The organism is Mesorhizobium sp. M7A.F.Ca.MR.362.00.0.0, from assembly GCF_004023175.1.
In the GTDB taxonomy this organism is placed as follows: Bacteria; Pseudomonadota; Alphaproteobacteria; order Rhizobiales; family Rhizobiaceae; genus Mesorhizobium.
This window is the reverse complement of the sequence record NZ_RZTF01000008.1, coordinates 1-19,944: the sequence shown is the minus strand read 5'-3', so window position 1 is coordinate 19,944 and position 19,944 is coordinate 1. Positions and strand designations below refer to the sequence as shown.

At 61.1% G+C, this 19,944-nt stretch carries 21 protein-coding genes; 4 read left to right on the top strand and 17 right to left on the bottom strand.

The window, feature by feature from the left end:
• Window positions 1-19 precede the first annotated feature (19 nt).
• A complete protein-coding gene (locus tag EOC06_RS02255) occupies window positions 20-1,312 on the top strand; it encodes an Nramp family divalent metal transporter (protein WP_128306979.1) in 1,293 nt (430 codons plus the stop codon).
• A gap of 87 nt (window positions 1,313-1,399) precedes the next feature.
• A complete protein-coding gene (locus tag EOC06_RS02250) occupies window positions 1,400-1,891 on the top strand; it encodes a hypothetical protein (protein ID WP_127270596.1) in 492 nt (163 codons plus the stop codon).
• A 75-nt stretch (window positions 1,892-1,966) separates the two neighbouring features.
• Here the strand turns inward: EOC06_RS02250 and EOC06_RS02245 are convergent, their stop codons facing one another.
• Window positions 1,967-4,078 (bottom strand): catalase, encoded by a 2,112-nt coding sequence (locus EOC06_RS02245; RefSeq protein ID WP_128306978.1) that lies wholly within the window; start codon window positions 4,076-4,078, stop codon window positions 1,967-1,969.
• Between the two features lie 290 nt (window positions 4,079-4,368).
• On the opposite strand from EOC06_RS02245, the gene EOC06_RS02240 reads away from it, so the two are divergent.
• On the top strand, window positions 4,369-4,932 hold the full coding sequence (locus EOC06_RS02240) for a sigma-70 family RNA polymerase sigma factor (protein ID WP_127326434.1): 564 nt from the start codon (window positions 4,369-4,371) through the stop codon (window positions 4,930-4,932).
• Here the strand turns inward: EOC06_RS02240 and EOC06_RS02235 are convergent, their stop codons facing one another.
• The 11 genes from EOC06_RS02235 to EOC06_RS02185 form a co-directional block, all read right to left on the bottom strand.
• Window positions 4,933-5,109 (bottom strand): hypothetical protein, encoded by a 177-nt coding sequence (locus tag EOC06_RS02235; protein WP_127270589.1) that lies wholly within the window; start codon window positions 5,107-5,109, stop codon window positions 4,933-4,935.
• A 163-nt stretch (window positions 5,110-5,272) separates the two neighbouring features.
• The gene (locus tag EOC06_RS02230; protein ID WP_306462313.1) at window positions 5,273-5,425 is read right to left on the bottom strand and encodes a hypothetical protein; all 153 of its coding nucleotides are present in this window, start codon (window positions 5,423-5,425) and stop codon (window positions 5,273-5,275) included.
• Window positions 5,426-5,572: 147 nt separating this feature from the next.
• A complete protein-coding gene (locus EOC06_RS02225; RefSeq protein ID WP_127320154.1) occupies window positions 5,573-6,487 on the bottom strand; it encodes a class I SAM-dependent methyltransferase in 915 nt (304 codons plus the stop codon).
• Window positions 6,488-6,490: 3 nt separating this feature from the next.
• Window positions 6,491-7,465 (bottom strand): GNAT family N-acetyltransferase, encoded by a 975-nt coding sequence (locus EOC06_RS02220; RefSeq protein WP_128306976.1) that lies wholly within the window; start codon window positions 7,463-7,465, stop codon window positions 6,491-6,493.
• 8 nt (window positions 7,466-7,473) lie between these two features.
• Window positions 7,474-8,604, bottom strand: a complete 1,131-nt coding sequence (locus tag EOC06_RS02215) for a glycosyltransferase (RefSeq protein WP_245469288.1) — start codon at window positions 8,602-8,604, stop codon at window positions 7,474-7,476.
• Window positions 8,605-8,628: 24 nt separating this feature from the next.
• On the bottom strand, window positions 8,629-9,561 hold the full coding sequence (locus EOC06_RS02210) for a beta-xylosidase (RefSeq protein WP_127380957.1): 933 nt from the start codon (window positions 9,559-9,561) through the stop codon (window positions 8,629-8,631).
• Complete coding sequence (locus EOC06_RS02205; protein ID WP_128306974.1) at window positions 9,554-10,315, bottom strand: TIGR04290 family methyltransferase; 762 nt, start codon at window positions 10,313-10,315, stop codon at window positions 9,554-9,556. The genes EOC06_RS02210 and EOC06_RS02205 overlap by 8 nt, the downstream gene beginning before the upstream one ends.
• A gap of 2 nt (window positions 10,316-10,317) precedes the next feature.
• The gene (locus EOC06_RS02200) at window positions 10,318-11,121 is read right to left on the bottom strand and encodes a sugar phosphate nucleotidyltransferase (RefSeq protein ID WP_128306973.1); all 804 of its coding nucleotides are present in this window, start codon (window positions 11,119-11,121) and stop codon (window positions 10,318-10,320) included.
• Window positions 11,121-12,221 carry a glycosyltransferase gene (locus tag EOC06_RS02195; protein ID WP_128306972.1) on the bottom strand — a complete coding sequence of 367 codons (1,101 nt, stop codon included), beginning with the start codon at window positions 12,219-12,221 and terminating at the stop codon, window positions 11,121-11,123. Before EOC06_RS02195 ends, EOC06_RS02200 begins: the two co-directional genes overlap by 1 nt.
• Before the next feature lie 14 nt (window positions 12,222-12,235).
• Window positions 12,236-12,832: a histidine phosphatase family protein gene (locus EOC06_RS02190; protein ID WP_128288166.1), complete on the bottom strand. Its 597-nt coding sequence runs from the start codon at window positions 12,830-12,832 to the stop codon at window positions 12,236-12,238.
• Window positions 12,829-13,932, bottom strand: a complete 1,104-nt coding sequence (locus EOC06_RS02185; RefSeq protein ID WP_128306971.1) for an inositol-3-phosphate synthase — start codon at window positions 13,930-13,932, stop codon at window positions 12,829-12,831. Before EOC06_RS02185 ends, EOC06_RS02190 begins: the two co-directional genes overlap by 4 nt.
• 155 nt (window positions 13,933-14,087) lie before the next feature.
• Between EOC06_RS02185 and EOC06_RS02180 the strand changes: the two genes are divergently transcribed.
• Window positions 14,088-15,830: a hypothetical protein gene (locus tag EOC06_RS02180; protein ID WP_128306970.1), complete on the top strand. Its 1,743-nt coding sequence runs from the start codon at window positions 14,088-14,090 to the stop codon at window positions 15,828-15,830.
• Window positions 15,831-15,839: 9 nt separating this feature from the next.
• On the opposite strand, the gene EOC06_RS02175 is transcribed toward EOC06_RS02180, so the two are convergent.
• From EOC06_RS02175 to EOC06_RS02155, 5 genes are all read right to left on the bottom strand, one after another.
• Complete coding sequence (locus tag EOC06_RS02175) at window positions 15,840-16,025, bottom strand: hypothetical protein (protein WP_032900517.1); 186 nt, start codon at window positions 16,023-16,025, stop codon at window positions 15,840-15,842.
• A gap of 94 nt (window positions 16,026-16,119) precedes the next feature.
• Window positions 16,120-17,166 carry a UDP-glucuronic acid decarboxylase family protein gene (locus EOC06_RS02170; RefSeq protein ID WP_027036338.1) on the bottom strand — a complete coding sequence of 349 codons (1,047 nt, stop codon included), beginning with the start codon at window positions 17,164-17,166 and terminating at the stop codon, window positions 16,120-16,122.
• A 23-nt stretch (window positions 17,167-17,189) separates the two neighbouring features.
• Window positions 17,190-18,293 carry a glycosyltransferase gene (locus EOC06_RS02165; protein WP_128306969.1) on the bottom strand — a complete coding sequence of 368 codons (1,104 nt, stop codon included), beginning with the start codon at window positions 18,291-18,293 and terminating at the stop codon, window positions 17,190-17,192.
• A complete protein-coding gene (locus EOC06_RS02160; RefSeq protein ID WP_127268454.1) occupies window positions 18,290-19,384 on the bottom strand; it encodes a glycosyltransferase in 1,095 nt (364 codons plus the stop codon). The genes EOC06_RS02165 and EOC06_RS02160 overlap by 4 nt, the downstream gene beginning before the upstream one ends.
• A partial coding sequence (locus EOC06_RS02155; RefSeq protein WP_164898434.1) for a glycosyltransferase occupies window positions 19,381-19,944 on the bottom strand: 564 nt, incomplete at its 5' end. The genes EOC06_RS02155 and EOC06_RS02160, both read right to left, overlap by 4 nt.

The following is a 19,944-nucleotide window of genomic DNA, read 5'->3' as shown; positions in this document are numbered from 1 at the left end:
CGGTAAAGACGCGCCTTCAATGAACAAGCCACCTGACGAGGGCCAAAGGGCAAGCGAGCAAAAAAAAGGCGGCGTCGTTCGGGCTCTCGGGCTTGGTCTGATTACCGGTGCGGCCGATGACGACTGCTCGGCCATCGGTACCTACGCGAGCGCCGGAGCGCGGTTCGGACCCGATCTGCTGTGGACGGCACCTGTCACGCTGCCGATGATGTATCTCGTCGTCTACCTTTCATCCAAACTTGGCCAGGTTTCGGGTCGCGGGCTTTTCAAGGTCATATCGGACTTCTATCCGCGTTGGCTGCTATGGTCCGTGCTGGTGGGCGTGCTGATTGGCAACACGATCGAGGCAGCCGCCGATCTTGGCGCCATGTCGGCGGCCATCGTGCTGTTCGTTCCTCTGCCTGCTCCTTTGGTCGTCATTGTCGTCGCGATCGTCATTTTTGCCCTGCAGGTGTTCGGATCGTATAAATTGATCCGAAATGTGTTCCGGTGGCTGGCTCTGGCTCTGCTTGCCTATGTGGTCTCCGCGGTGCTTGCCAAACCGGATGCCGCCTCTGTCCTGCGTGGCACGCTGTTGCCAAAAATCGAGTTCAGCCGAGAATACCTGTCCATCCTCGTCGCCATCATCGGGACCACGCTCTCCGCATACCTTTACACATGGCAGTCCAATCAGGAGGTGGAGGAGGAGATCGCCAAGGGTCGAACGAGCCTCGAAGAGCGCAAAGGCGCCACCGAGGGCGAGCTGCGCCGATCCCGCCGCGATATCCTGATCGGCATGACGTTTTCCAATCTGATCATGTACTTCATCATCCTTTCGACAGGGTCGACGCTCTACAAGGCCGGGCAGACGCAGATCGAGACAGCGGCACAGGCGGCCGAAGCGCTGCGGCCGCTTGCCGGCGACGCTGCCGGCATTCTCTTTGCGGCCGGTGTAATTGGCGTCGGCTTTCTGGCCGTGCCGATCATGACCGCTGGCGCCGCTTTCGATTTCGCCCAGGCGATGGGATGGAAGAATAGCTTGCATGCCAAACCTCGGCAGGCTCCCAAATTCTATATCGTGATGGGGATCATAACGCTGGTGGCGGTGGGTCTCAATTTCTTCGGCTTCAACCCTATGAAAGCCCTGGTCTGGTCGGGCGTCGTGCAAGGATTTTCAACGCCACCTCTGCTGCTTCTCATCCTGATCATGACCAACAATCGCAAGATCATAGGCGACAAGGTCAACAGCATAAGCACGAACATCCTGGGCGGCGTGACGACCCTGGCGATCTTTGCGGCGTCGGCGGGACTGGTGGCAAGCTGGTTCCTGTAGCTCGCCGGGCGGGAAGGATGTTCAGGCGCAGTGGAACATCGGCGGTCAAATGTCGTTGAGACGCTTGTGGGAGAAAGGAGGTTGTCCATGTCAAAGTTGCAGGCCGCCACTCCGGATCGTCTAAGACAACTCAGGCTTGAAGCTTCAGCACATTTTGCTCCGTTGATGCTGAACGAAGCCCTGTTGCGCCTTTCCCATGCCTGCGGAGGCGACAGCCTCGACCGCTTCGAGAAAGCCATGGTTGATCAGATCGAGGCGGCAGAGGACGATCGCGCCGATTTCGAAACGATCAAGGAATTCGCGATCGAGCAACTTTACGCCCTGGTCCGGAACGCCAACGATTCGCCAGAGAGGAAACAGCCGCTTGAGAAGATAGACACACGCAGAACGCCCGGCCGTTCCGAAGAACCACGCACGCTCGAGGACCAACTGCAGGCGGGATTGGAGGATTCCTTTCCGGCGAGCGATCCGCCCTCAGTGGTGTCCACGACCATTTCAGGCGGAGCAAAGAAGCTGGTCGGGACCGATGAGGTCCTGGAAAAGCAGCGGCAAGCGTCCAGCAAGGAAGATCGCTCGTAGATCGGGGTGCGGACTGGGTTGGCGGCAAACCAAAGCCTGCGGACATGCCAGCGGAAAACAGCTGACGTCATCGCATCAAAGCTTGACAGCCGCCTCCCGCGCCCAGAGCCGCAGCTTCCGGCATGACCGCACAAATGCAGTTACCGAAGCTGCCGAATCCAGCCGCGTCAGCCCCTCATCGGCATCGGGAGCGACGCCTGCTTTGGCCAGGAGCGGCTCGGCCCCCGGGGTGAAGCCGATGAACTTGCAGTGCGCAAACGCATCAGACACGAAATCCTTCGCAGCGGCCTCCTTGACCAGCAACTCGGCGCCCGCCTCGGAGAGGAGCAGCACCACCGCGTCGAACAATACGGACGGACCGCCGTCGATCATGTGCCTTGCCTCGATGTGGGTGCCGTCGTCGGCTTCGACGCCACCCACCTTGGGCGCAACCACCTCCATCACCGCGCCTTCCGCTTCGATGGCGGAACGAAGTTCCTCGAACAGCGCGACATCGGCTCCATCGCTGAGCATGACACCGACTTTGCGGCCTTCGAAACTATTGGGTCCATTTTGGATGATGCTGAGCGCCGGCGACGGCGGCAAGTCATCGCGCGGCGGAACGGCGGCTTCGGCAGGTTCGGGCAGGTCACGGATGCCGAGCTTGTCGGCGACCGTGGTCGCCAGCGTTTCATCGATGTTCAACAAATGCGAAACCATGCGCTCGCGGATCGCCGGCGCCTGGACCTTGCTCAGTTCAAATGTCAGCGCCATCGCGATGTGACGCTGCTCCGGTGGTGTCTGGCTGTTGAAGAATTGCCGGGCCTGGCTGTAGTGATCGGCGAAGCTCTCCGCGCGCAGACGTACTTTCTGCCCTTCTTCGGCATCGGCGAAAGAACGGAAGCCACGCTGCGGATCCTCGCGCGGTCCCAGTCCCCATGAGTTCGGCTCATAATTGGCACGACCGGCCGGGTTGCGCATGGCCATGTGCCCGTCCTGTTGAAAATGGGCGAACGGGCACTTCGGCGCATTGATCGGCAGATGGGTAAAGTTCGGGCTGCCCAGCCGTTTCAATTGGGTATCGAGATAAGAGAAGTTGCGGCCTTGCAGTAGCGGATCGTTGGAGAAATCGATTCCGGGCGGCACATTCTGCGTCATGAACGCCACCTGCTCGGTCTCGGCGAAGAAATTGTCCGGCATCCGGTCGAGCACCAGCCGACCGACCGGAATTGGTTCGAGGATCTCCTCCGGAATGATCTTCGTTGCGTCCAGGATGTCGAAGTCAAAACTGTCGGCAAATGCCTGATCGAACAGTTGCACCGTCAACTCCCATTCCGGGAAATTGCCGGCCTGTATAGCCTCCCACAGATCGCGGCGATGGAAGTCGGGGTCGACGCCATTGATCTTGACCGCCTCGTTCCAGACCACCGATTGCATGCCGAGCTTCGGTTTCCAGATGAACTTGACGAAGGTGGATTCGTCCCTCGCGTTGACGAGGCGGAACGTGTGCACACCAAAGCCTTGCATGAAGCGGAAGGAACGCGGGATCGCGCGATCCGACATGATCCACATCACCATGTGCATCGATTCCGGCATCAGGCTGATGAAGTCCCAGAAATTGTCGTGCGCCGTCTGTGCCTGCGGGAAGGCACGGTCCGGCTCCTGTTTGGCGGCGTGGATCAGATCGGGAAACTTGATGGCGTCCTGGATGAAGAAGACCGGGATGTTGTTGCCGACCAGATCCCAATTGCCTTCCTTGGTGTAGAGCTTGACCGCGAAGCCGCGCACGTCGCGGGCGAGATCGAACGAGCCCTTGTTGCCGGCAACCGTCGAGAAACGAACGAATGCCGGCGTCTTTTCACCAACTCGCTGGAAAATGTCGGCACGTGTGTATTTGGCAAGTGACTCGTAGGTCTCGAAAAAACCATGCGCGCCATAGCCGCGGGCATGAACGACCCTTTCCGGGATGCGTTCGTGGTCGAAGTGGAAAATCTTCTCGCGAAAGTGAAAGTCTTCGATCAGCGATGGTCCGCGCTCACCGATCCGCAATGTGTTTTGGTCGTCGGAGACAGGCGTTCCGAGCGCCGTCGTGAGCGCAGGCGTTTCGTCCCCCGCGACCTGGTGCAACTCGCCGCCATTTCCGCGCGCGCTATTCTGATCCAGTCCACTTGCCGATTGGCGAGCGGAGGGGCGAGCGGATTTGGCCATGACAGGTCCTCGATCGATACCGGAAGGTTGAAGTGGTCAAGCCATCAAACTGCCGGTGAGCGGCTTTGTTCCCGTAAAAATGGACGCTGGAGACACCGCTGTCGGAGGAGCCGTGACTGCTGCGGCGATGGTGCGCGCCGATCGGATGACAGATATCTCCGCCTGCGCACAATTTATGAAGAGTTGTCTCCAGCACGAGGAACGAACCAAACTTCCATGCATTTAGCTGGGGCTGCGTTCACACACTCTTTCTTCTGGGAGCTGGACCATTGTCATCCGGAGGCTGCCTTTTGGCCGACCAGGAAACCAATGAAGTTTCCATCGTTGACCTGATACCTGCCCTGCGGGCATTTGCGCGCACCTTCTGCCGCGTCCCCGACGACGCTGACGATCTCGTGCAGGAGACACTGACCAAGGGTCTCGCCAACATCGACAAGTTCGAACCCGGTACGCGCATGAAGTCGTGGCTCTTCACCATCATGCGCAACACTTATTACACCCGGGTCAAGATCGCTGCCCGGGAGTCGCCAGGCCTGCTCGACTGCGCGTCTTCGAGACCAATTTCGGAAGCCACCCAGGAATGGACCGTTCAGAGCAAGGAAGTTCACGGCGCCATTCAAAGGCTGCCTGAACACCAACGCGAGGTCCTGATGCTGATCGGCGTTTTGGGAGTGAGCTACGAGGAAACCGCCGACATATGCGGTTGCGCGGTCGGGACGGTCAAAAGCCGCCTGAACCGTGCGCGCGCCAACATCCTTGAATTCCTGGGGGAGAGTTCGCTGCAGACATTGATGGAAAGACGAAACCAGCTGTCGGATGGTCAGCTCGATGTCGAGGTCGACGGCCGCAGATAGTCAGTTCTTCACGTCGCGCCGACGTTTCTCGACGAGCGCGTTCTGCAATTCGATCGCCAGCTTGGTCAGGCGGTCTGGAATTTTTTCCTGCTCTATGGCGGCCAGCAGGGAAGCAATCTCCTGATCCACAGCCATCTCGACATGCGGATCCGGGGTATCGTCGCTCGAACGAGACATCACATTCTCTTGATAGCGGGTCCCTTGATCCTAGTGTGGTGATAAGCGCCTGGCATTACAAGGCGGTGTCAACCGCCAAGAAGCTCACCAGCGGCCCCTTGCACAGGTTTATTTCCTTGCTGCTCCTTCGTCGTCCCGGGCCATGGACGCGCGGCGGTGGCGTTCAATCCCTAGGCAATCGGTCAGCGGCGTGCTCCTGATATTGATCGGGCTTGATCCGATTGCCGTCCAGCCCGCGCTCTTGGCCATGCTGCTTCTTGTTGCGATTCGACAAGACCGCGTTTTCTTCGATCTCGTCCTTCTCCGGGGAGGTCACCGCGCCGGCGCCGGCACTCTTGCCTGGCTGCTGCGGCCGAATTGTTTTTTACCGCCGGATGCCATGATTATCCTCCTTCAAATAGGGGACACTCGTCGGTGCCCGTTGTTCGACGTCCGAACTGGCATCGCGCTGTAATGTTCCGCTTCACCCAGCGAGCAGAAAGGCGTCGCCATCCCACGACCGAAACGGCTTCTCGCCGTCGATGAGGACCCGCAATTGATGAGCTTGCGCCAGACGGCCGATATCATCGCGGTCTGAGAGAAGTGATCCGCGATAGGAATAGTTCAGCAAGGCGAGCCAGCCCGGCCGTTTCAGAACGCGCGCAATTTCGTCGAAATGCCGATCAGCCATGCCGGCCAGAACCAGATAGGGAAAGCTGTCCACCGCCAGCACGCAATCGAAACTGGCGTCGGCGAATTCGGACAGATCGAGACCGGAGGTTTGTCGCAACTCGACATTGCCGAGTGCGGCGCATTGCTCGGAGGCGATGGAGATCATCCGCGGCGATATGTCGATGCCGACCATGCGCTTGAAGGATGTGCACAGCGCGCGCTCGAAACGGCCGATGCCGCAACCGATGTCGAGAATGCTTCGTTCCCTTCCGGTGAACTCTCGCGCTTCCAGCCATGCGACGATTTCATTGGTCGTGACTGTGAGCCTTGCCTCATCGCCGAGGGATGCCAGTTGGACACTCGCGGCTCCCGAAATCGCTGCCGCGGCATCGAAGCTGGAGGCCAGCCGCATGACGACAGCGACATTCGTCTCGTCCTCATCGCGCTCATGCCGAACGGCGCCACCCGTTGCCCGCAACATGGCGAAGACGTCTGGTTTGCAGCGCAGCAGTCCGGCGACCTTTCGCAGCCTTGCTGCGTCGCCGGCATCCGCCGGCTGGACCTTCAGCACGACCTCCGCCAATTCCGCCGCTCCAATTGTGGGCGGCAGGTGGAGCGCCAGCCTGACGAGAACACCTTCGGCGCAAATGCCATCGGCCATGCAGTCTTCAACCGCCAGCCTGACCGATGTCGTGCGCCGGGCGGCTTTCGGTGCGGTTACACTCATGCATCAACTCCGCGTCCAGACCCTGCGCATCGTCCACCTGTCGACGGCGCCCCAGCCATATTTATAGGCCTCCTGGCCGCGCAGAAAATCGAACTCGCGCGCATCTTCGCGGATCGCTTCCGCGATTGCGTGGCCAATCAGGATCGCACCTGGGCTCTCCTCGGCATAAGCAGGGTCGAAGCCACCGAGATAAGCATAGGCACGGCCGCGGTGGTGAAATCCGTAATAAGCGCCGACGGTTCCGCCATCGATCGCGAACAGCCAGCATCGCACCAGACCGTGAGCGTCGAGCAAGGGAAGTGAGAGCCGATGGAATTGCTCGACGGCGGCGTTGGCCAACACACCGCCTCCTTGTTCGGCCCAGCGCATATTGTGCAGGCGGATCAATTGATCGAGGAAAGTTTGCGGACTGCCGCTTGCCGACAACAGCGCGATCCGGCCGCATCTTGATGCGGCTTGACGCGCCCGACGCAACTGGCGTCTGCGTCTTGCGGGGACGCAGCCTGCAAGCGTTTCGTCGCCGGCGAGGGCGAGCACGGGGCAGGCGGCATGGGCGGTCGGCCAATCCATCTCGGGATGCGTCATCGCAAGGGAGAGGCTGTCCTGCGGCAAGTCCGACAAGATCCATTGCGCCCACCCGATCGAGAGGATCGACTCGGCGACAATGTCGACGACCTCGGCTTCGCTCCCAGGGACAGCCAGAATGTCCAGATAATCGCTGAGCGAAATGCCGACCGGAAGCAGCTTCGAACCGGATATCCCATGCTCGAGGTAGAATGGCGCCAGCCCGACCAGATCGTCGCCACGCCAGACCGCGACCGTCGCCAGTTCACCAGGTGCGAATGCGTGCCACCACGGCACCAGCCAGGCGGGAGATTGAAACGGAGTCGCCGAGGGACTCTGCTGCCACAGTTTCCACCAGTGCGGCGTTAAGGCGTCCAATTGTGTGAGGTCACCGATGATTTCGCTGCGCAGCACAGCTTAGCTCACGGCGTCGCCGCGAAGCGCCGGCGACCAGTGCCAAGCCGTGCCAGCGCTTGATAGGCGTCCATGTAAGACGAGATCATCCGTTCCAGCGAAAACCGCCGTCGCGCTTCAGCCCTGCATGTCTCGGCATCCAAGCTGGGCGCCGCAAGAATGGCTTGGGCCATCTCGTCGACCGTATCGACGAGAAAGCCCGTCCTGCCGTGCTCTATGACATCGGGAAGCGCACCATTTGGAAAGGCGACCACCGGGGTACCGCAGGCGAGGGCCTCCATGGCCACAAGCGAGCTGGTCTCGGCTGCGAGACTCGGAATGACCAGACAGCGCGCCGCATTGAGAATGCGTCGCTTGGCGGTGAAGCCGAGAGGGCCAAGGAAGCGGCGGCGGCCATCGAGGCGAGGTTGGACCTCATCGCGAAAGTACCGCGTATGCGTTTCATAGGGATAGACCTTGCCGCCGATGACCAGTTGCACATCTGCCTGTTTGGCTGCGTCGAGCGCCAGGTGGACGCCCTTTTCCGGACAAACCCGGCTTAGAACAAGGGCAAAGTCGCGCTTCGACTGCAGCAGGGTCAGTGCTTCGATGTCAACGCCGTTCGGAATCGGCGCCGTCAGCCGGGCGTCTGATGGCGCGGTTTTCTGCTGGGTGGGCGAGACCGCATGGAGCCAGAGGTCACCGCGCGTCGGGCGCAATGCCGCGGCCGGATACCAATCCAATGGCAGGTGGAGGGTCACCAAGGTCGGACCATCGTCGGGCAGATAAGCGTCGAAATCTATGCCGTGCAGATGAACCACGTCGATGGGCCATCGGGCACGGGCAGCCGCGATCGCCTCGCGATGGGCCTGTTGCGCGCGGCTCTTCGCCGCCTCGTCGAGTACGCCGTTTTCGGCCGGTATTTCCACAAGCGTGCCGCTCGCGCTGGAGCCTCGGCAGCCAATGACGATAGATCGATGACCGGCCTGAACCAGTGCCCGATCCAGCATCGACAGAACCTGTTCGGCACCGCCGACAGCGTCGGGGCCGACGGGCGCGAGAGGGTAGGCAACATTGAGGACGGTGAGTGTCTCGCCTGGGCGCGTCTCGTTGCCCTGCGCCGTATCTCCACCCGTCAACGGCGTCGCGAAGTCCTGCATCTGATGCATGGGCAGCATGACATTTCACGCGGCCGAGGCCCGCTGCGTGGGGAGCGAGGCGGATGTCATGCCAGGCGCATAGCGGCGGATCATGGTTGAACAGAATTCAGCGAACTCCTCCGGCACCAGGGGCGGGCTGGTGTGGTGGGGCATCATTCCGCGGTGCTGAGGTGTGAAGCAGAAGGTGACCGTCACATCGAAATCGGCGAGTGCTTCCATCTGCCGGTCGAACCAGTCCAGCGCATTCGGCCGAAAACTGTCCGCCCAGGAAAGCCCGGTACGCATATTGGTGACACCCAGCCGCTTCATCCAGGCGACGGCATCGTCCAGCCGCGGGTCTTCGAAATGAAACCACTGCACCAGGCCCATTGCGGGTGTATGGCGCAGGAATTCCTCCAGCGCGGGCTTTGGCGTGCCGTCCTGGCGTAGCAGCCCCATATGGAAATGCCGGTAATAAGAGGAGCCCTCGGCTTCGCGGTGACGCGTCGTTGCTTCCCATTCACGCGGAAGATCGTAGAGGCTGTACCATTGGATGCGTGGCGCATTGCCGAGCAGCAATTCAGCTGTGCGCTTGAGCCCCCAGACTTGGATTTCCTCGGCGCCGAAGGTCGATACGCCGACTTCGCTGACCCAGATGGGAAGATCGGTGACGGTCGCGATCTCGCCGATCTTCTGCGGCCATTCCTGGATCTGCCACAGATTCCAGTCGAGGGGAAAGCCGTGCACGGCGACGGCATCGACATGATCCAACACGCCGAATTCCTTCATGCGGGTGATGAACCCCGGATCTATCGGCGAGATGCCACCGAGCACTTTGGTCAAAGCCGGGTTTTCAGATGCGATTGCGTCCGCCGCCAGGATTGCCATCCTGGCGAAGCGGCTCCAATCGGGATCGAGCTCGGGATCCCAATGCGATTTGTTGTTGGGCTCGTTCCAGATCATCGCGGCTTCAATCATGACGCTGTCCTTTCGAGGGGTAGACGGGACCCCCACTGGCCGCGCCGCCGGCGGCGCGGCAGAAATAGACCTCCTGCTCCGGATGCAGGACGATTTCAAAGCCGGCGCTGCGCAGCATCGCTTCGGTGCAGGCGCGGTTGGGTATCCACCAGTTGGTCGGGTCATCGGCATAGCGGTGCTCGATGAAATGGAGCTTGGGAAATTCCGGCCGGTCGAACAGGTCATGCGTCCAGAAATGATAGTTCTCTTCCATCTCGGGCAGATCTGTGCTGCCGCGCTGCATGGACTGGAAGATCATCAGGTCACCGGCTACGTGCTCACGGATAAGGTCGAGCGCGAGCAAGGGGTGGCGCAGGTGATAAAGCACCCCCATGAACAGCACGACATCGAACGTTTCACCCAGGGCGCCGACGTCGTAGACCGAAAGTTTCTGGAATTCGATCTCGCAATTGGCGATCTCGGCGGCAAAGCGGGCCTGCGCCAGATAGGCCTCATCGAAATCGATGCCGAGGACACGGGCAGCACCTCGCCGTTTCATCTCGATGGAATAGAAACCGGCATTGCAACCAATATCCAACACCGTCTTGCCTGTCAGATCGGCGGGAATGGCCTCGGCGAATTTGCGCCATTTGATCAGCGGATAATTGCCGAGAAAATGGTTGGGAGCGGTTTCGACACCCGCCAGTTCCATGTTGTGGAACCATGGGCCGAGAGCATCGATACGGCGGCGGATTTCGGCATGGGAATGCAGCATGATCAGGCTCCTTCGCCGGGAACGACAGGCACATGCGAACGGGCACCTGGCATAATCGTGGCGGGTTGGTGATGGACGGGTGCGGCGCCGTCCTCGAGCAGCCGCAGGGCCGTGCGATAGCCGTTGAAAGTGCCGACATCGACATAGGCGGACCCGGCCTTGACGCCGGAGGCTTGACCTCCGGCCGCAAGGTAGGCGTTGACCAACGTGCCGATATATTCGTCACGGCATTCCCGTTCACGCCAGAGTGCCGCAAGCTGATGCAGGATCGAGCCCGGCATCTTGAACGCACCCCAAACCCAGTTCGTGGCGGCGTCCTGTTGCTTGACCTGGATTTCGATCACGCGCTCGTGGTCATCGACAACGACGGCGTCGAAGAATTCGGGACGATCCACCGGGAAGAGCAGAAATGAAAGCTGATCGTCAGGCAAATGACAGAAGCCGTCCTCGGGAAACCAGATCGTGTCGGGAAGGCCGACCAGGACGACCTCATCGGACGCGACGAGAGGCGCTGCCCGAAAAATCGCATCGCAAAGTCCAACGGGATTGGGCTGCACCACGAAGAGAGCCGCGGCCTCACCATAGCCGGCAGCGTAATATTCGAGGATGTCGGATTTGCCCGATCCAATGATGAAACAGATCTTGTCGACGCCAGCGTGCACCATCCGCCGCACCAGATACTCGCTCACGGCGCAGGGACGCTCGGTCTGTCCTTCGATCCGGCTGCCGACCGGCAGCAGCTCTTTCGAGAAGCCGAGCGGTTGAATGCGGCTGCCGCGCCCGGCAGCGGGCACAATGCCCAACATCAGACTGCTTCCATCATCGGTTCGCCGGGAGATCTTTGAAAGGCGTCGTTTAGAATCTGGTCCAGCTCCGCCGCGCGCCGGCCAGAAGTGTGTTCGTCGAGAACCCGTTGGCGCGCACGGGTTTTGATAGCATCGAGTTCTCCTGCGGGTAAGGCGAGCGCCGCGACCACGTCATCGGTGTCGTGGGCCAGCAGGATCTCGCTGCCGGGTTCGAAGAAGCTGCTTAGGCCCGGCCATGTGTCGGTTACGATAGGCACTCCACATGCCGCTGCTTCGAACAACCGACCCGAAGGGCACCAGCCCTTTTGCGCCATCGCCTCGCGGGTCACATTCAGTGTCAGACGAGAGGATGAGAAAAACGCCGGGTGATCGGCCGGCGGAAGGTGCCTGACGAAGAAGATGTTGTCGCTCCACGGGAATTCCTGCGGATATTGTGCGCCGCCGATGATGAAGCGCTGGTCCGGCAAGCGCGCAGCTGGGCGCACCAGCAGATTCTCGACGGCCGCCTGGCGATCGGGCGCGTAGGTTCCGAGATAAGAGAGATCGGCCTTGAACTCGGCCCGCGGCGTAGCCGGCCGGTGTTGATCCGGATCGACATGCCCATAGAGCGGCACCACGTGACGCGCGCCCAGAACCGCCTTCAGCGCGTCGATCGCCGGGCCGCCTGTGTAGCTCAGGACGAGGTCGAAATCGGCAAGACCCTCGGGGCCGAAATAGGGTGGACGCTCACCTTGTTCGATGCGGGCAAGCGTGACCGGAGTGTCCAGATCGTAGAAGACCCGCAGTCCGGGCCCTGCCTGCTGCGCCAGCCGCGAGGCGTCCACGGCATCTGGACAATAAGAGGTGACGATAACGACATCCGATCGTTTGATCGTTTGCTCCGCGACCCGGCGGATATCCTCCCAGTCCGGGTAGAGCACGATGTTGCCGCCGTCCAGATGATCAAGATCGCGCGTTCCGGCATAGTAGGGTGTGTCGCGTTCGAAGAAGGTGATGGACCAGCCGCGCCGGGCGAGGGCTCTGATCAGTCCCCTCCATAAGGTGGCATGGCCGTTACCCCATGAAGACGTGACGGTAAGACCGAAAATGACCATCTGCATCCGGCAAATCCTCGTCAGGCAACTTCGTTCAATCGGATCAGCTTCGCCCCCCAGTCGCCCGACACGATCGTGGTGATCGAGGCGGGATCGATGTCGAAGCGAAAGCAGTCGCCGGCCGGCAAGCCAAGGACTTTGCAGACAGCGGCCTTGATTACATCGGCGTGGCTGACCAGGGCGACACACTGATTCTGATGCTGCTCGTGGGCAGCGTTCATCACCGCGACGACGCGCTGTTGGACATCCAGCATGGTTTCGCCGTTTGGTGTCCTGGCCTCCTGCCGCTGGTCGTTCCACGCTCGCCAGCCGGCGTTGCCGCTCAACTCATCGAAGGTCTTTCCCGACCAGTCGCCGAAGTCGATCTCGTCGAGTTCGGCACAGATCGCGATTTCCCCGACGCCGCAGGCGAGCGCGATTGGCAGGGCCGTCTCTCGGGTCCGCTCGCGCGGGCTGCACAAGATCGCTGCAATCGGCTCCCGGGCCATGCGGCAGCCAAGCTGCGTTGCCTGCGTCTTACCAGCATCCCCGAGGCAAACGCCGTCCATACGGCCTGCCAGATAGGAGCCGACATTGTCGTGTGCCGCATGGCGGATCAGAAAGAAGGTCGTCGTCATTCCGCGGCATCGAGCAAAGGCTCGTCCTTGCCTGCGATAAAAGCGAGCGTGCGCTGCCGCGCTTCGGCGTCGGTGAACTGTTCGGGAGGCGACTTCATGAAATAACTGCAGGGACCGGTCAGCGCTCCCGCCATGCCGCGATCGAGCGCCAGCTTGGCGCAGCGTACCGCATCGATCACCACGCCGGCCGAGTTTGGAGAATCCCAGACTTCCAGCTTGAGCTCGGCATTGAGCGGCACGCCGCCGAAAGTCGTGCCTTCCACCCTTATATAGGCCCACTTGCGATCGGTCAGCCACGGTACGTGGTCGCTGGGCCCAACGTGGATATTGCCTGGCTCCAGGGGAACATCGAACTGGCTGGCCACGGACTGTGTCTTCGAGATTTTCTTCGATTCCAGCCGCTCGCGTTCCAGCATGTTGAGAAAATCGGTGTTTCCGCCGAAATTCAGCTGATAGGTGCGGTCGATGCGTACGCCGCGTTCGCGAAAGAGGTTGGCCAGCAGCCGGTGCACGATGGTCGCGCCGACCTGGCTCTTGATATCGTCGCCGACCAGCGGCAGTCCTCGCTGCTCAAAGCGCCGGCGCCATTCCGGGCGTGAGGCGATGAAAACTGGTATGCAATTGACGAAGGCGCAGCCGGCCTCAAGTGCGCATTCGGCATAGAAGCAAGTTGCCTCCTCAGAACCCACCGGCAGGTAGGAAACCAGCACGTCAGCGTTGCTGTCGCGCAGGATCTCGCTGACATTGGCAACCGGCTCCGGAGCTTCTTCAATCTCGTCGCGCAGATATTTGCCGATCCCGTCCAACGTCGGCCCGCGCTCGACGCGAACGCCGGTTGTCAGCGCGTCGGCGAAGCGGAACGTGTTGTTCGGGGCGGCGTAGATCGCTTCCGCGACGTCGCGGCCAACCTTGCTCCTGGCGACATCGAATGCGCAGACAATCTCGATGTCGTCGACATGGTAGCCGCCAAGCTCGGCATGCATCAGCCCAGGGATTGGTTCGTTGCTTTTCGCGTTACGATAAAACGAGAGGCCCTGCACCAGGGAGGATGCGCAGTTGCCGACCCCAACGATACCAACACGAACCTTTTTCGATCCCACGAAACCGCCACCCTATGTTGTTCAAAGGTAAGTTCCTGGCGCCGAACCATCAGCGTGCCGGAATGTTCCTCCGCCCATCGAAAAATTGCGCGAGACTGCATGGATCGAAGCTGCATTCGATGCGTTGCCGCACGGCAACATTGGAAAACCGATCGATGATCGTCTACGGCGACCACAGGCAGACCGAGAGCGCAGAGCAGCTTCGGGAAGCAGCAAACGAAATGGCCGAAAGCCTGGATCGGATGTCTCATGGCGTCCAACGCCATGCTGCATTGGTCGGACTATTCATCAGCGTGTCGGAGCTGGTTCAGGCGCTTGCCGATGTCGATTTCCAAACCAGCGGCATCGACATCTTTTCGCCGCGACAACAGCAAGGCGCCAAGTTGTTGGTCGGACTTGCGGCAGAGGTGGCGAAGTCGTGGCAAAGCGGTTTCGGCGTCGGCGGTGGCATCGATCCGGGACTTCTCAAACAGCTGGCCGGGCTCGACTGCAAGGCCGAGGTTGTGACCGGCTCTGCCGAGGGTTATGCGCACTATGCGCTTTATCCCGAAAGCTATTTGGACGCGGCGCAGAAGTCGGGTCTCGATGCGAACACATGTGTGATCGGCGTCCGCAGCATCGGCCTCGGGCTGGCAGCTATGGTGGCGGCCTCGATTGGTGCGCCGGCACCATTCAGCGTTCGCCCGATCGGCCATCCCTTCCGCAGGTATATCAACGCCGATCCGCAGTCGATCGCCACCTGGATGAACAATCCATCGGCGCGTTTCGCCGTTGTCGACGAGGGTCCTGGCCTGTCCGGCAGTTCGATGCATGCCGTTATCGTGTGGCTGCGTGAACTGGGTATCGATACGGACCGCATTCACCTGTTTCCCAGCCATTCAGGCGGCCCGGGCATCGAAGCGTCGCGGGAGGCTCGGGAGACATGGTCGCGCTGTCCGAAGCATGTGGCGACGGCGTTTGAATGCACCTTCTCCGAAAGCTCGAAAATTCCCACGTTGCGCGATTGGGTGGCCGAGGCGGTCGGCAGGCCGGAATTAGGCCTGACCGAGCTATCTGGCGGCGAGTGGCGGGCCGCCCACTACGCCGACGAAGGGCGCTGGCCGCCGAGCCCTCGCGGTACCGAGCGGCGTAAATTCCTGGCGTCCGCCGGGCGTGACCGCTGGCTCGTCAAATTCGCGGGCCTCGGCGAAACCGGACGGCGCAAGAAACGAACCGCGACGATGTTGCATGAAGCCGAGTTCGGATCGCAAGTTGTCGCGCTTTGCCATGGCTTTCTGGTTGAACGGTGGATTGACGGCACCACGATGGATCAGGCGCCGCTACCCAGGGAAAGACTGATCGCGGAGTTCACAAATTACCTGGCCTGGCGTGCGCTCAATCTTCGAACTTGCGAACCGGGTGCATCATTGCTTGCACTCGCAGAGATGGCTGTTTCCAATACGTCGGAAGCCCTGGGCGAAAAACGCGCGGCAGCCTTGCGCGGTTGGCTCTCGAAACAGGCCCCCGCGAGCGAGCTGCAGCACGTTGAAATCGATGGAAAGCTCCAACCATGGGAGTTTCTCGTTCGTGCCGACGGCAGGGTGCTCAAGACAGATGCTGTCGACCATTGCCGGGCACACGATTTGATCGGCTGCCAGCCAATAGAGTGGGACATTGCCGGCGCCCGTGTCGAGTACGGGCTATCCGACAGCGATGTGAGGACCCTGGTCCAAGGAATGAAGCTTGCCATCGACAACGGCCACATCGGCTTTTTCGAACCGTGCTATTTGGCATTCCAGCTCGGGCTCTGGAGCACGGCTGCGCAATCCGAAAATGGCCGGGAAAAAGCAAGGCTGGCCGCGACGGCAGACCGATATAGGATGCGACTGATACGGTTCCTGGACGAATGCCTGATATGATCGTTCCGATCAATCCAGTCTTCGCAACATGTCTGCTTCCTGCTCGAGAATAGTGGCCACTTCCTCGCGCTGCAGATGCGTCATCATCAAGCTGACGCAGCACTCGAGATAGGTGATCGAGGCGCGCCGCAGATAGGCAGCCGTCTCGCGTTCGGCCATCTGGTCGATATCCCTCGCGGGTCGCTTGGGTTGCATGAGGATGATCCTCCGTATCGGGTCCTCCCGCCAAACCACAAGCTTGGGCGGATGTTCCGCGCGATCTCGGGAAAGATTCGGCGGCCGTCTCGCATCACGCCGGAAGGTTCTGCAACCCGCCGGATGCCGGCCTCGCTCTTTTGGCAAAGCCTGTCATCTGATCGCCGATGCGACTGCCTTCGAGCGCCGCGAAATAATCGATCGTCAGCTTGAGCCCTTCGTTGAGGGGCACCTTCGGTGTCCAGCCGAGCAGCGCTTTTGCACGCGAAATATCGGGCTGCCTGCGCCGAGGATCGTCTTGCGGCAGCGGCAGAAATCTCAAATCCGATTTGGTGCCGGTCATCGCCTTCACCAGCGCCGCCAGTCGCACGATGGTGAATTCTCCGGGATTGCCCAGATTGACCGGCTTGCCCGGATTGGGGTCGATGTCCATCAGTCGCCTCAATCCATCGATCTGATCGGAGACATAGCAGAAGGACCGCGTTTGCAAGCCGTCGCCGAAGATCGTCAGAGGACGTTTTTCTAACGCCTGCATGATCAGGTTTGAGACGATGCGGCCATCCGCCGGATCCATTCTCGGACCGTAGGTGTTGAAGATGCGCGCGACGCGCACGTCGGCTTTGCCGGCTCTAAGATAGTCGAAGCAAAGCGTTTCGGCAGTGCGCTTGCCCTCGTCGTAGCAGGCGCGCGGGCCTGTGCAGTTCACATGGCCAACATAGTCCTCCCTCTGGGGATGTTGCTCCGGATCGCCATACACTTCGCTCGTCGAGGCCTGTAGCAGCCGCGCGTCATATCGGACAGCGAGTTCGAGCAGGTTGAGCGTGCCGATCACGCAGGTTCGCGTGGTGTGTATCGGGTCGGCCTGGTAACGCGGCGGCGAGGCAGCGCATGCCAGGTTGTAGATGCGATCCACGGGCTCGCCGAGATCCAATGGCCGGCAGATGTCCTGCTCGATCAATCGGAAACCCGGCTGGTCCATGATCGAGATGATGTTTTCCATGCGCCCAGTCAGGAAATTGTCGGCGCAGATCACGCGCCAGCCGTCGCGGAGCAATGCTTCGCAAAGATGCGAACCGAGGAATCCCGCACCGCCGGCGACAAGCACTGCCTTTGCCCTTTGCGCGTTTCTTTTTTGTCGCATCGTCGTTTTCTCCTGTATGCCGGTCATGCTGCGCTTCCGATGTCGAAATCGAGGGCCGCCGCCCTTGGCTGTGTCAACGCCGTCACGAATTCGCGGGCCCTGGCCGCACCGGTGTGGGATGCGAGGACGCGTTCGCGGGCCCGGCCGGCCATGGCGAGACGTGTGCGCTCGGACTCGCCGAAGAGGATCTCGATGACATCGTCCGTTTCCCCGGCGGTGTGGATCGCCGATGCGGGAAAGAAGCTGTCGAGCCCTGGCCAGCGATCGCTGATGATGGGCGTGCCACAAGCAGCCGCTTCGAACAGGCGCACACTGGGCGACCATCCGGCAGCGATCATGGAACTGCGTGTGACGTTCAGCGTGTAACGCTGACGGCTGTAGAACGCGGCATGATCGGCCGGCGGCAAATGTTCGATGCGTTCGACATTGTCCGGCCAGATGATGTCGGATGGGTATTGCGAGCCGGCTACGACGAAACGGCGGTCCGGCATATGCCGTGCTGGTTCGAGCAGCAGCGCGTTCAGCGTTGCCTGCCGGTCGGCACTGTAGGTGCCGAGATAGCCGAGATCCCAGCGGATCGGATCGCCGGTCCGGTGGTGCCGTTCCGGGTCGACCGAGCAGTAGAGCGGTTCGGCGCGGCGCGCGCCGAACTCCTCCACCAGACGGCCAAGCATCGGCCCGCCGGTGAACGAGAAGTAGACATCAAAATACGGAATCTGCCGCCAGCTCAGGTAATCGCAATCATCGGCTGAAAGCTGCGCCACGGTTACCGGCGTGTCGATGTCGTAGAAGCAGAAGCGCCCTTTGCAAAATGAAGCGACGATGTCGATGACCACGCGTCCTTCCGGCACGAAGGAGCCCATGACGACAATGTCGGCCTGCTCCAGGCACCGGGCGTAGTCGCGTTGCAACTCCGCAGTGGTTTCGTAGTAGCGCAAGGCGCAGAAATCCGGATCTCGTAGATCGCGGTGGTTGGCGTACCACGGCACGTCTCGCTCCAGAAAGGTCACGCGGTGGCCGAGTTCGTGCAGACCTTTCAGCAGGCCTCGAAACGTCGTGGCGTGGCCGTTTCCCCAGGACGAGGACAGCGACAGGCCGAGAAAGACGATGTCCAATTGCTTGGTCATTCCGCTGCCTCCACGGTCCCCTGCTCGAAATGACGTTTGAAGACGGCATCGGCCACGTCCGCCCGCAGCGCGTAGGTATGGTCGGCCAGCACGCGGCAAAGTGCGGCCTGGCCGATTGCCTTCGCCCGACTGGAGGTCAGCGAGCGCATGATCTCGGCGACATCGCCGCCGTCCCGTGCCACCAGGATCTCCTCGTCTGGTTTCAGGAACAGTTCCACGCCCAGCCATGCGTCGGTGATGAGGCAGGCACCGGCGCCGGCCGCCTCGAAGACACGCGTGGCCGGTGAAAAACCGTTTACGGCCATGCTGTCGCGACTGATGTTCAGCACGGCCTTGGGAGTGACGTTGAAGGCATTATGATCGCGGGTGCCAACGTGACCGAGCCAGCCGACATTGGCGGGAAGCGGCTTGTCCCCCCAGCCCGATCCGCCGAGCAGAAAGCGCTGTTTCGGCAGCTGGCTTGCGGGATCGAGGAAGAATGCTTCGACACGCGCCTCACGATCCGGCAGCCGGTTGCCGAGGAACGCCAGATCGCAAGCGAAACGCGCATTGCTGGCGACCGGGTGATGCGTTTGGGGATCGAGCGCATTGTAAATCGGCACGCATTCGTTCGCCCCCATGGCACGGTAGGCCCAGACGACGGGGTCGCCGCCGCCATAGGTCAGCACAAGGTCGATTTCTTGCAGGGCGCCATGGAGCGGATGGTCCGGTTCGTCGCGCAGCTGGGCAAGGGTTGCCGGAGCGTCCACGTCCCAGAATACCACCAGCGCGTCGCTGCGGGCATGGTCGAGAACGGCGCGCAGCAGCGCCTCGTCCTCGAAACCGACGCCACTCGCCTTGACGACGATGTCGGCGCTGGCGGCGCGTGCCGCGACCTGCATCAACGCGTGCTGGGTCGCTTCATAAACGACCACAGTGCACCAGTCAGGGGCCTCGATGTCGCGGTTCTTCTGCCGGTCGTAGACGTCGGGCTCATAGAAGGTGATTTCGTAGCCCAATTGGGCAAGCGCCTTCAGCAAGCCGCGATAGTAGGTCGCGGCACCGTTCCAGTAGGACGACAAGAGGCTCGATCCATAGAATGCCATCTTCATGCGGCGGCTTCCTTTGCGGTGGTCTTGTTGATGGTATGTTCGGTTGTGCATTCCATGAGCACGCCGAACAACTCGTCGACGCGGTGCTGGCAGGTGTGCCGCGAGCGGATGGTCTCGAGACCCGAAGTCACCAGGGAAGCCGCGAAATCCGCATCGGCCAACACCGCCCGCAGGTGCTGCCGCATTTGCGAGCCATTGTGGGCGAACAGGAAGTCGACGCCGGGCCTGAACAGCTGCTCGACATCGGACCATGGTGCTGAAATCAGCGGAATGCCGCAGGCGAGTGCCTCGAACATGCGGATCGTCGGAATTCCAGGCAAACCCTCACGATAGGGGCGCCGCGGGATGTGGACGGTGACACGATGCGCGGCGAACGCCTTCGGCACGTCGGCATTGGCGATCCATCCGTCATAGCGCAGTCCGGCGGTGGCCAGATCCGCAAGTGCGGGCTTGGGGTAGCGTACGCCGTGCACGGTGGCATCGAGACCGAGATCGTGTACCGGCTCGATTAGAAACTCTTTGAGTTCGGCGGTCCTCTCATCGTCGCCCCAGTTTCCAAT